We start from the raw sequence: 11,968 nt of genomic DNA, 5'->3' as shown, positions 1-11,968 counted from the left end.
CAAACTATATGAGGCACCACATCACCTACGCGCTCAAAATACATAAGGTACGCCGGTAGCTTGGACAACAAGCGAAGCATCGAGATGGGGCGCTTCCAGCAAGGTGAATGGCACCCCATAGATGCCCTGCCCGCCGGTGCTGTTTGCGCCGTGTCCGAGGACGAGACCAAAGCCAAACGCAAGCACTCCAAGTGGGATAACTATTGGGAGCTGACTCCGGGGTTCCGTTCTCGCGAACCGATTGTGTCCAACTGCGAAACCTTGGGCACCGAGCTGTGCAGCTACCAGACTTCCACCTCGAAAGCCACCGCCCAGGTGAAGCTGCCACGTGACACCGGAACCAAGAACAACGACTTCTGGTCGCAAGATGACAACCCCACCGGTTCCACCAACCCGAAAGTGCCTAAGACATTGCCGGAAAACTTTGCGGGCACGATGGTGCCGTGGAACAACTACACGTTTGAAAAGACCCAGGTTAAAGTTCACCTCACCGTGGACGGAAACGGTAAGCGACTGGGTGCGGACAAGGAGATCTCGCTGCGTCTGTATTGCAAACCCCCCACCCTGGTGGCAAACGGAGTGACGATTCCGAACGCCGGTAACGCCGCCGCTATCTATAACACCACGCTGAAGCTGGAGCACAGTACGTCTGATCCTGATCCCTACGCTGCCACCTACCTCTCCGACGTGTTTGTGCCGGTGGGTTATAACTGTGTCATCGCGCAGACCCGGCCGGAACCCTACGACGCTACGGTGGGCTACCAGCTGCACCGGGTGAGCTCGGATAACTCTACGATTTTGACCGATGATATTCCCGCCGACGCCACCGATCCTCTGGAGACTTTGAAGGGTCAGTTGGCGACCCTATTTGGGGACATTGATGTGAACGGCGGTACCGTACACAGCGGAACCGGGGGCGACGTGACCTACGAGGCGGACGGGAACCTATTGCCGGGTCAAAACGAAGGCATCTTGAAAGGCTTTCAGGTGCACCCCGACCATGTGTCGGCTCAAGGCACGACCCAAGAGTTCACCGAGTTCGATTTGACGAACACCTACACTCGCCCCGAAGCGAAATTGTCGGTCAAGGCCTTGGTGGATACTGAGACCAACAGCACGTATGAAGAAAACGTTGGCTCGCAGCTCGGTACCCTCGCATACAAGGTGAACTACACCTGCACCGATGCATACCTGCGGAATCCGGTGGTACCTCCTGCCAAGGAGGGTACTCCGGTGACATATACCGGCACCGTTGACGTGGGCAGTTCCGGTAACGCAGTTAAAGTCACGCTAGATTCGCAGACGGAGGATATCCTGCCCGCCACGGCTACCTGCGCTTTCACGCTAGACAACGCCGGCACTGACCCGATAGCCAACTACCCGACTTTACGCCACCGGCTCGGCGCGGACTGGAGCGAAGTCACGTCGTCAAGCGGCACGAATCCTGGCACGGAAGTGCATGCGGAAGCGTTCCAGCCCGAGTATATGGACGATAAATACCCCTGCCCGACAACTGATCCGGATCAGCAATGCTCGACCCAGAAATCAGATTTGAAGCAGTATCGGAACGCGAAAGGTGTAACCCTTGACCCCACGGGGCAAAATCAGACCACCATCACTTTCACAAACACCTACCTGGTGCAAAAGGCCGATATTGGGGTCGTGGCGTATCCGCAAGGCGACCGCGCTAAGGCGCTGCTTGCAAAGGACACGACACAGTACCCCTATAACTACAGCTGTACCTATCCGACACTGCCGGGTTACACGTCCCCCGGCTCGGGCAGTCTGCAGTATGAGGACACCAGCGTTAGCCCCGCCACGGTAGGCAACGCAAAAGCGGCCCAGTTGGCGCGCACAATAGTGCCAATCGGTTCAACCTGCACCATTGTTCCCCAGGCGCCATCGCCCAATCTGGATAATCTCGCGACTGAGGGGCTAACCCACCTGACCGCGCTGATGACGCCGCCACGAAACCAGCTGATAGACCCGGCCACCGGGGCGCCCCGCACCGAACCGACGTTTACCGACGTACCCAAGGCCGATGGCACCGGCATTGAATGGTCGGCTGCGGCCCGCGCTGAGATACCCTCGGCTGGTTTCACGATGACTGCCGGAGACGACCCACGCGTGGTGCTGCACACGATTTATCGGGACAAGGCAAAAGTCCAGGTCCGCAAAGTGGATAAGGATCAGCAGCCAGTCAATAAAGGGGCTATTTTTAAGATTTATCCCGTCGACACGAACGGCGATCCGATTTCGGCCGAGGGCATTGAAGTCAGCGCACAAAAGGACACGAACGGTAACAAAATACCCGGCGTATTCGCGGCCACGCTGGCACCCGGCGGGTATGTACTGGAAGAAACGAAGTCCGGGATGGGTGAAATGTTGCCGACCTACTGGCAGTTTACCGTGAACCCCACAAACCACCAGAGCACCACCACCAACCCCACTTTTGACCCGTACACCAACTTTGGTGAGGACCTCACGGTAGAACTGGCGGACTATGTCTCACACACCGGACTGGTGGCGGTGCAGACCCCCGTAAACGATGCCCAGCCGTGGTCTATTGATGTGGCGGAAGTCTCTTCGGGATACCTGCCCAAGACCGGTGGGGCGCGACTCTGGGTTGAAATCACCGGATTGCTGATGCTGGCGGGCGGGCTCGCCCTGGCTTACCGTCGCAAGACTTTACTCAAGGAAAACCACTAATAAACACAGGAAGATGAGGTTAGAAAACCATGAAACGCACAGGTTTACCCATTTGGCGACGCGCGGTGGCGATTTTCGCTACCGGGGCGGTCGCCCTGCTGGGGGCTGCGGGAATGCTCAACGCACCGGCCGCCTCCGCCGCACCAATTAATCCAGATACAAATGGATCAATCACAGTTCACGCCCTGACTATGCCAACCGGAGGAGCCGTAAACGCCACCGGCATGGTCACGGATCCGCTGCCCGAGGGAGCCGCGGCAATCCAAGGCGCCACCTTCAAACTCGAGAAATCCGACAAAAATATCACGACTAATGCTGGATATTCGAGTGCCCTCAGATTGACGGCAGGAGATTTCGGCACCCTGGATCCGCACTTCACGACACAGACCGGCATCACTGCAGCAAACGGTACCTGTGAATTCCAGGGTCTAAAGCCGGGCGTGTATCTACTCACGCAGACTGCTGCCCCGGAGGGGAAAACCCTGATGGCTCCGGCGGTCGTGTTCGTCCCCATGACGAACCCCACGAACACGTCTGAATGGGTTTATGACATTCATGTCTACCCCAAGAACGGAGATGCCGGCAAGATTAAAAAGAAGGATATTACCCCGGCAGGCACTCCGATTTCGGTAGGTTCCACGATGACCTGGCAGATGGAAGTGCCGATTCCAGGTATCAAGAACGACACTTTCACGGCATTTAAGGTGCTGGATATACCTACCAATATGAAAGCTATGAATGTCACCTCCGCTGTCATTAACACCGGAAGCGGTGAGGTCTCCTTGACCGCCGGCGCTAGCGGAGACTACACCGTGGCACCAGGCAGCCCGGATAGTAACCAGCTGGTAGTCACCTTCACGAACGGCGGCATCCAGAAACTCAACAACAATAAAGGCAAAACCATGCGTTTGGAGGTCACCACCAAAGTGTTGGACACTGTCAGTACTACCGGCGAGGTGGCCAACGAGGCGAAAGCCATTTACACCACCACAAACGGAGGTGATGCAGAAACGACGATTCCGTTCGATACGAATAACCCCGCCAAAACGGTGTTCGGCAAACTGAAGATTTTGAACGAAAACGCTGACGGCACCAAGCTTTCCGGCGGAAAGTTCAAGATCTACAAGTGCGGGGGCAACCCCGTGGGCACCACAATCGAGGAGGACACACTGCTGACCATCGGTGTCAACAGTGAGTTCGAGATTGAAAACGCTGCCGACGGTGTGCTTGTCGGTCCGCTGGGTGCCACTGAGGGACAGCTCTGCCTGGTGCAAACCAAGGCACCGGACGGCTATCAGCAGCTAGCTGGTCCGCAAAAGTTCGAATTCACTAAGGCGAAGATTACCGGCGATTCTAGCCAAACCGTAACGGTGACGGTAAAGAACACCTCCACCAGCTCCATCACGGGCTTACTGCCGAATACCGGCGGCATGGGCATTGCCCTGTTCGTGGTGCTCGGTTTGGTGCTGTTGGGTGGAGCTGCCGTCTATATGCACCGCCAGCGCTCCTAAGCGCACTCACCCGCAGTACCGGGATAATCTCAACTAACCGAAAGGAGGGGAATAACGTGAGCGGAAAGAACTCTGTAGTGTTGGTGCCACGCTCAGTCGCGAACGCGCCGAAGCACATCAATGTCGTCGACTCACGCCCCCGCCTGTGGATTCCTGTGCTGTTGACCATCATTGGGATAGGGGTACTGCTCTACCCGGTGGTGGCCACAAACCTCAACAACTATGAACAACGCCGCCACACCTTGGCCTACAGCGAACAGATAGAACAGAGCCGACCCGAAGCCCTGGACGAAATGCTCGCCAAAGCCGAAGAATACAACCGGAGCATTCCCGGCATTCCCGTGCTGGACCCGTGGATGGCGCGCGTGTCAAAGAACAACTATCCCTATCAGGGGTATCTGCACCAGCTGGACCTGCTGCCCGAAATGGGACGCTTGATTATTCCCAAAGCGCGGGTCGACCTGCCGATTTATCACGGTTCCGAAGTGGAGACCCTGGAGCGCGGGATTGGCCACCTCTACGGTTCGTCCCTGCCGGTGGGTGGGAATGACACCCACGCCGTGCTGACCGGACACACCGGACTGCCCACCGCGACCCTGCTCGACCACCTGGTGGACGTGGAAAAAGGCGATTTGATGTTCCTGGACGTGATGGGACGCAAGATGGCTTACCGGGTTTACGACATTCGAGTCGTGAAACCTGACGAAGTGAAAACCCTCAAAGTCGAGGGCGGACGAGACCTGCTGACGGTCCTGACCTGCACTCCTTATGGCATCAACTCCCACCGCCTGCTGGTCACCGGGGAACGCACCACCCTGCCCCCCGAGGACTTCCCCGCTGTGCAAGCTCCGCTGCAGGTCGTGTCCTGGTGGATGTGGGTGCTGGTCGCTATCGCCGCGGCGGCCGCAGTGCTGGCAATAGTGTGGGTGTGGGGCCAACGGCGCCGGCGGCGAAACGAAAACTTCAAAGGCGATGCGCCTGGCGAAACGGAAAAACCCAGGGAGATGAAGTCATGGAAACGAAACTGAGAATGCGCCTGGCCGCGCTGGGGGCAGGTTTTGCGCTGACTCTCAGCCTGGGTGCGGCGCCCGCCCTGGCCAGCAGCGAAGAGGACAATATTCACGCCATCACCGGTGATACCGCGACTCTCAATGTGGATGCTATCAACTCCAATTATCCGGGCACACTGGAAGTGCGCCTGACCCGCAAGAACCCCAACGATGACCCGCAAATACCGACCGTACCCAACGGGTCTACAGCAAACTACACCGTAAAGATTTCGAAAGTGGACGGTGTCGCCACCACGGGCGCAGGGGTGGATTACACCAAGTTAGCAACAATGAGCGTCACCGCGGCGCGGGCTAAAGGGCTGACCCCGGTGTCCACCGGCACCACGAACAATGCCGGCGTGGTGAAGTTCAGCAATCTAGCGCTGGGAATGTACCTCATCGAGTCCACCCCACCAAGCACGCCAACCGCCAACTACCTCAAGTTTTACCCCTCCCTGGTGACCCTGCCCTATGGGGATACGTCGTCCGGGACCGCCAAGTGGGGATACGGGCTGGCGCTGGTACCGAAACCCGTCGCGACCACAACACCCAAACCGGGAGGGAACACCGGGGGCGGCCCGATCCTTCCCGGATATATCCCCGCGCCCGGACCGACTCCCCTCCCCAGCAAGAGCGCCACGCCCAGCCCGAGCGCCACGCCCAGCCAGAGCCCAAAACCCAGCGCTACCCCGACCCCTTCTGAGAAGCCGCTACCGCCGTTGCCGAAAGGGGTGGACCCGAACCGGGTCACCGACCCTTATGACATTCCCGGCTGGATTTACGATCCGAAAACGAACAGCTACATTCCCAACCCGGACGACCCGCGCGTGGCGGGCGTGTGGGAAGAATGGGGACTGACCCCGCCGAACCACTCCCTGCCCTCCAGAGTCGCTGACGCCCTGGCGAGAACCGGGGTGCAGGTTGCCGGAGCCGTGACGCTGAGCGCCGGGCTGATTGTGGTGGGGTTGGTGCTGATGCGCCGGCGCTCTAGCTCAAGCGAGCCTGCAGATTCTCATCCAACGCATTCATAAAGTCGTCGCTGGTCAACCAGGGGGTGTCCCCGCCGACCAACAGCGCCAGGTCCTTGGTCATCTGACCGCCCTCGACAGTCTTCACAATGACATCCTCGAGGGTCTCGGCGAACTCAATGACCGCCGGAGTGTTATCGAGCTTGCCACGATGCGCCAGCCCGCGCGTCCACGCATAGATGGAGGCAATCGGGTTGGTGGAAGTCTTTTCCCCGCGCTGCCAAGCCCGGTAGTGGCGCGTCACCGTGCCGTGAGCCGCCTCGGCCTCAACCGTGCGCCCGTCCGGGGTCATCAGCACGGAAGTCATCAACCCTAGTGAGCCGAAGCCCTGAGCCACCGTGTCGGACTGGACGTCACCGTCATAGTTCTTGCACGCCCAGAGGTAGCCGCCGTGCCACTTCAGGGAGCTCGCGACCATGTCGTCAATCAACCGATGTTCATAGAGCAACCCGGCGGCCTCAAACTTGTCCTTGAATTCGGTTTCATAGATTTCGGCGAAGATGTCTTTGAATTGGCCGTCGTACGCTTTTAGAATCGTGTTCTTGGTGGACAGGTACACCGGGTACTTCCGTACCAGAGCGTAGTTAAAGCAGGCGTGGGCGAAATCGCGGATGGAATCGTTGAAGTTGTACATGCCCATGGTGACGCCGCCCGCCTCGGGCATGTGAATGACCTCGTGCTCGATGGGCTTGCTGCCATCGTCAGGCACCCAGCTCAACATGACCTTGCCGGCACCGGGAACTTTAAAATCCGTCGCCTTGTACTGGTCGCCAAACGCGTGACGCGCCACCACAATGGGCTTGTCCCAACCTTTGACCAAGCGGGGTACGTTTTGCATGATGATGGGTTCGCGGAAAATGACCCCGCCCAGAATGTTGCGGATAGTGCCGTTGGGGGACTTCCACATTTTCTTTAGTCCGAACTCCTCCACGCGAGCCTCATCAGGAGTGATGGTTGCGCACTTCACGCCCACCCCGTACTTCTTAATGGCATTGGCGGAATCGACAGTGACCTGATCCTCGGTCTTGTCACGATTTTCGATGCCCAAGTCGTAATACTTCAGGTCCACATCCAGGTAAGGCAAGATGAGTTTTTCGCGAATCTGTTGCCAAATAATGCGGGTCATCTCATCGCCATCGAGTTCGACCACCGGATTTTCCACTTTGATTTTCGCCATTTTTACTCCTTGTAGAGGTCAATTTTTAGGGCTTATCGCCACTACCGAAATTTTACTCGATATCGAGATAAATTTCCAGGATAGTTTTCCCTGAAGTTGTTTATGGTTTTCCCGCGGCGGGCCGGCGGCCTTACTTCACCAGTTTGTCGGCGTAAAGTTCCTCAATCTCGGCAGCAAACGCCGCGGCCGCTTCCTTGCGCTTCACCTTCATCGACGGGGTCAGCAGACCGTTTTCGACGGTAAAGGCGGTCGGCAAGACCTTAAACTTGCGGATGGATTCGGCGCGAGACACGCGGGCGTTGACCCGTTCCACCGCTCGGGAAATGGCCTGCAACACCTGGGGATCCTTGGAGGCGGTCAGCGCGTCCATCGTGGGCATCCCGTGGTTCTTAAGCCAGGTCGGCAACATATCCGTATCCAAGGTAATCAGGGCGGACACGAACGGCATGCCCTCGCCCACCACCAGCACTTCGTTAATCAGGGCATACTGGCGCAGCGGATCTTCCAGCACGGAGGGCGCCACGTTCTTTCCCCCGGCGGTGACGATGATGTCCTTGGCACGTCCCGTAATCCTGACGAAACCGTCCTGATCAATGGTGGCCAAATCGCCGGTCTTAAACCAGCCGTTTTCAAAAGCGGCCTCGGTCTGTTCCGGATTGTTGTGGTAGCGATGGAAGATGGCCGGACTCTTTGCCAGCAACTCTCCGGTGGGAGAAATCTTTAGGTCAGTAGACGCCACCGCGGGCCCGACCGTGCCGATACGGTAGTTCTTAATGTTGTTAAAGCACAGCGGCGCGCAGGTTTCGGTCAAACCGTAGCCCTCCAACACCGGCATTCCGATGCCGCGGAAAAAGTGCCCGAGTTCTTCGCTCAACGGCGCCCCGCCGCAAATCACAAACTTCAGATTCGGCCCAAACAGAGACAAAATCCGGCGATAAACCAGTTGAGAATACATCAAACGCTGCGCCCGCAACCGCCGGCTGGGCCCTTCTGCCGTATCCAAAGCCCGCGAATAAGCTTCGGCAACTTTCACCGACCGTGAAAACATAATGCGCGAAATCCGGTGCGCCCGGGCTTGGACCTGAGCCGTGTTGTAAATCTTTTCCAGCACCCGCGGCACCACCATGACGTAGGACGGAGCGAACTCTTGCAGGTCAGTGATGAGGTTGCGGATATTGGGAGCATGACCCAGCGTGCCCGCCCCCCACACTTGAATCAACTGCAGGTATTGAGCCAAAACGTGAGCAAGCGGCAGGAACACCAGCAGCCGAGAGGACGGATACCCCGCGATTTCCGGCATCCACTTCATCCCGTTGGCCAGCAGTTCCATCCAGTTCCCGTGCGTGATTTCCACACCTTTGGGCTTTCCGGCAGTCCCGGAGGTGTACACAATCGTGGACACGTCGTCGATAGTCACCGCGCGGGAACGCTCGTCAACCTGGAAATCAGGAACGTCCATACCGGCCTTCTTAATCCTGACCACCGCCGAATCTTCCAGGCACAACACGTGTTTCAGGCTGCGGCCGCAATCCCGTTTCGAGCTGACCAGCTGGCGCATCGCGTTCGTTTCGCACACCACCAAAGCGGGGTCGGCGTCCTCTAAAATCCACGCAATCTGTTCGGCGGAATCCGTCTCATAGATCGGAACCAACACCAGTCCGGCGCAAAATCCCGCGTATTCCATCAGCATCCAGTCATACGAGGTGTGGCCCATGATAGAGAACCGATCCCCGGGCTGCAAACCCATCCCAATCAAGCCGCGCGCTACCGAATGAACGTCCTCGTTGAACTCCACCGCCGTCATCGAACGCCACCCGCCGAGCTCGGTCTTTCGGTCCAGCAATTTCGCGTTGGGCAGGCGACGCACCCGATCCGCCAGGGTCCAAGGCAGAGTTTGGTGTTTCTCAGCGGTAAACAACCGCGGGCAATGCCAGTAGCGCTCGCCGTCTACTTCCACCCAACCAGGCTTATCCATCGGGTTTTGCGCCCGATTGGTAATCTCGTCGCGGTTGTTACGTTTTTCATCAGCCATAGGGTTAGCTTACCAACTTTCTGAACTCTCCCACTGCCGAGTTATCGCAGTTCACTCGGGCAATACCAGCATCACCAGGGCAATCCCCACCGCCGCCACGACCAGGACCGTCACGTCAAAGACCGTTCCGCGCGCCCGAGTCCAGGCGTGGCGGTTAGTCAGGCGAAACCCCGCCAGCGCCAACAGCACTACGACTAAACCCCAGACCGCCGCTTGCCACCATCCGATGACAGACAGCGCCAGCAGGACCGCCACCGCCACCACCAGCAGCAACACTTGGGCGCGGCTGGGGGCATCGAAAGGATGCGGAGCCGTGTTGGGCACCACCGTGGGCTGGTCAGGCGTCACCGAATCCAGCGACTGCCAGTCCGGCGTGTCGGGTTCAGGGGTTTGCGACGGGTTTGGGGTGTTCAAAAGAATCCCTCGACGGTTTGCGGGTCGGTTACGGTTATACGGGCGGCGCGACCGGCAATCCCCGGATTACCAGCCGCGCCAAACGCCTCTAGTGGAAGAAGTGACGCACCCCGGTGGTGAACATCGTGACCCCGGCCTTTTCACAGACATCAATAGTTTCCTGGTCACGAATAGAACCGCCGGGCTGGACGATAGCTTTCACGCCCGCGTCGATGAGGATTTGCGGGCCGTCCGCGAACGGGAAGAACGCGTCGGACGCCGCGACCGCGCCGCGCGCCCGCTCGGGAGGAGCTGCCACCGCCAAGTCGTCGGCACGTGCGCCCCCGGCGACATCGCTTTGAGCACTCGCGGCCGCGTCTCCGGTTTCTCGTCCGCCCAGGGTATTGGCGCGTTCCACCGCCAGCTTGCAGGAATCGACCCGGTTGACCTGACCCATGCCGATGCCAACCGTCGCCCCGTCATGAGCCAGGAGGATAGCGTTAGATTTCGTGGCGCGGATAGTTTGCCAAGCGAACTCCAGGTCGTGCAAGGTCGCCTCGTCAACGTCAGGACCGCACACCTTGGTCCAACCGCCGGGCCGGTCGCCCGACTCGGCCACGTCGTCACGCTGCTGGGCCAGGTAGCCCCCGCTGATTTGGCGGATTTCCAAGGCTCCCCGATCGGGAGGAGTGACCTTAAGCACCCGCACGTTCTTTTTTGCCGCCAAGGCGCTCACAGCTCCCGGCTCATAAGACGGAGCCAGCACCACCTCGGTGAATATCGGGGCAATCTGTTTCGCCAGCTCCACCGTCACCGGACGGTTCACCGCGATGACCCCACCGAAAGCACTGACCGGGTCGCAGGCGTGGGCTTTGCGGTGTGCGGTGGCGACATCAGCGGCTACCGCGATGCCGCAGGGGTTAGCATGTTTGATAATCGCCACGCAAGGCTCCGCGTGGTCATAAGCCGCGCGAATCGCCGCGTCCCCGTCCGTGTAGTTGTTGAACGACATTTCCTTGCCGTGCAGCTGAATCGCGTTAGCAATACCGGGAGCTGGCACGATAGTCTCATCAGCGCCGATACTGTCGCACAGCGCCACGTCGGCTAAATCCGGGTGGGGAGCGCATTCGGGACACATACAATCAGAGTCCGGCCCGCCCTCGGCCACCTTTGCCGCCAGCGCATCCATGTCGATGTACAAGGCTGCGGCCTGGTGCGGGTTTTCCCCGTAACGTAAGGAAGTGTCCCGGTCCCCCGACATCTCGACCCATTCGGGCAGCGCGTCCGCGCCGTTATCCCCGGTGGCGTCCGGGTCGAGTTCCGCCCCAATAGCCTCCATTGCAAAGTGGGTAATCTGGTCATCGAACCAAGTGGCGATGGCCGCGTCATATTCAGCGGTATGCGCGAAAGCCTGAGACGCCAAAATTCGGCGTTCCCGCAGGTCAAAGCCGCCGTTTTGGACCGCCTCGATGACGTGGGGGTACATGAAAGGCGCGGTGACCACCGCGACCGAGGGGTGGTTCTTTGCCGCGGCGCGCACCATGGAGGGCCCGCCGATGTCAATCTGTTCCACGCAGGCGTCGAAGTCGGCGCCGCTGGCTACCGTGTCCTCGAACGGGTAGAGGTTGCACACCACTAGGTCGATGGGCTCGACCTGCAGGTCCTGCAGCTGCTTGACGTGGTCAGGTTTGCGCCGATCCGCGAGGATACCGGCGTGGATGTGCGGGTGCAGGGTTTTGACCCGTCCCTCCAAGCATTCGGGAAAGCCCGTCACGTCTTCTACCGGGGTGACGGGAAAGCCCGCGGCCGCAATCTTTTTCGCGGTGGAGCCGGTGGAAATGATTTGCACCCCGGCCTCGACCAAAGCCGCCGCCAGCTCTTCCAGCCCGGTTTTATCCCACACGCTGACCAACGCGCGCTTGATGGGAATCTGAGTTTCCTGATTACGATTTGTCGTTTCCGCCACCTTGTATTGCCTTCCTTAATTGGGGTTATTGCTTTTGTCTAAAAATCAACAGTTATTCGGGTGTCTTTCGGGGCCGCGACCGCGGTTGCGCGGAAAGAAACCC

At 58.9% G+C, this 11,968-nt stretch carries 8 protein-coding genes; 4 read left to right on the top strand and 4 right to left on the bottom strand.

Annotation, left to right across the window (positions count from 1 at the left end; genetic code table 11):
- Positions 1 to 60: 60 nt before the first annotated feature.
- From RQ935_RS07945 to RQ935_RS07930, 4 genes are read left to right on the top strand one after another with little or no spacing between them, the layout of a single operon-like run.
- Positions 61 to 2,709, top strand: coding sequence for a SpaA isopeptide-forming pilin-related protein (locus tag RQ935_RS07945; protein ID WP_311497906.1), 2,649 nt, complete (start codon positions 61 to 63; stop codon positions 2,707 to 2,709).
- A gap of 29 nt (positions 2,710 to 2,738) precedes the next feature.
- On the top strand, positions 2,739 to 4,220 hold the full coding sequence (locus tag RQ935_RS07940) for a SpaH/EbpB family LPXTG-anchored major pilin (protein ID WP_311497905.1): 1,482 nt from the start codon (positions 2,739 to 2,741) through the stop codon (positions 4,218 to 4,220).
- A 56-nt stretch (positions 4,221 to 4,276) separates the two neighbouring features.
- Positions 4,277 to 5,248 carry a class C sortase gene (locus tag RQ935_RS07935; RefSeq protein WP_311497904.1) on the top strand — a complete coding sequence of 324 codons (972 nt, stop codon included), beginning with the start codon at positions 4,277 to 4,279 and terminating at the stop codon, positions 5,246 to 5,248.
- Positions 5,233 to 6,300 carry an adhesin gene (locus tag RQ935_RS07930; RefSeq protein WP_311497903.1) on the top strand — a complete coding sequence of 356 codons (1,068 nt, stop codon included), beginning with the start codon at positions 5,233 to 5,235 and terminating at the stop codon, positions 6,298 to 6,300. Before RQ935_RS07935 ends, RQ935_RS07930 begins: the two co-directional genes overlap by 16 nt.
- Here the strand turns inward: RQ935_RS07930 and RQ935_RS07925 are convergent.
- From RQ935_RS07925 to RQ935_RS07910, 4 genes are all read right to left on the bottom strand, one after another.
- Complete coding sequence (locus tag RQ935_RS07925) at positions 6,257 to 7,474, bottom strand: NADP-dependent isocitrate dehydrogenase (RefSeq protein ID WP_297721955.1); 1,218 nt, start codon at positions 7,472 to 7,474, stop codon at positions 6,257 to 6,259. The two genes, RQ935_RS07930 and RQ935_RS07925, sit on opposite strands and share 44 nt — an antisense overlap.
- A 130-nt stretch (positions 7,475 to 7,604) precedes the next feature.
- Entirely contained in the window at positions 7,605 to 9,506 is a 1,902-nt protein-coding gene (locus RQ935_RS07920; RefSeq protein ID WP_311497902.1) for an AMP-dependent synthetase/ligase, read from the bottom strand.
- A gap of 51 nt (positions 9,507 to 9,557) precedes the next feature.
- Positions 9,558 to 9,920, bottom strand: a complete 363-nt coding sequence (locus RQ935_RS07915) for an intracellular motility protein A (RefSeq protein ID WP_299296579.1) — start codon at positions 9,918 to 9,920, stop codon at positions 9,558 to 9,560.
- Between the two features lie 88 nt (positions 9,921 to 10,008).
- Entirely contained in the window at positions 10,009 to 11,865 is a 1,857-nt protein-coding gene (locus RQ935_RS07910; RefSeq protein ID WP_311497901.1) for a bifunctional phosphoribosylaminoimidazolecarboxamide formyltransferase/inosine monophosphate cyclohydrolase, read from the bottom strand.
- Between the last annotated feature and the right edge of the window lie 103 nt (positions 11,866 to 11,968).

Source organism: uncultured Mobiluncus sp. (assembly GCF_963511525.1).
In the GTDB taxonomy this organism is placed as follows: Bacteria; Actinomycetota; Actinomycetes; order Actinomycetales; family Actinomycetaceae; genus Mobiluncus.
This window is presented reverse-complemented; position numbering and strand designations above follow the sequence as displayed.

Excerpts from the sequence above, each read along its gene's own strand:
- RQ935_RS07920 (WP_311497902.1), bottom strand. The coding sequence starts at position 9,506 with ATGGCTGATGAAAAACGTAACAACCGCGACGAGATTACCAATCGGGCG.
- RQ935_RS07940 (WP_311497905.1), top strand. The coding sequence starts at position 2,739 with ATGAAACGCACAGGTTTACCCATTTGGCGACGCGCGGTGGCGATTTTC.
- RQ935_RS07925 (WP_297721955.1), bottom strand. The coding sequence starts at position 7,474 with ATGGCGAAAATCAAAGTGGAAAATCCGGTGGTCGAACTCGATGGCGAT.
- RQ935_RS07930 (WP_311497903.1), top strand. The coding sequence starts at position 5,233 with ATGGAAACGAAACTGAGAATGCGCCTGGCCGCGCTGGGGGCAGGTTTT.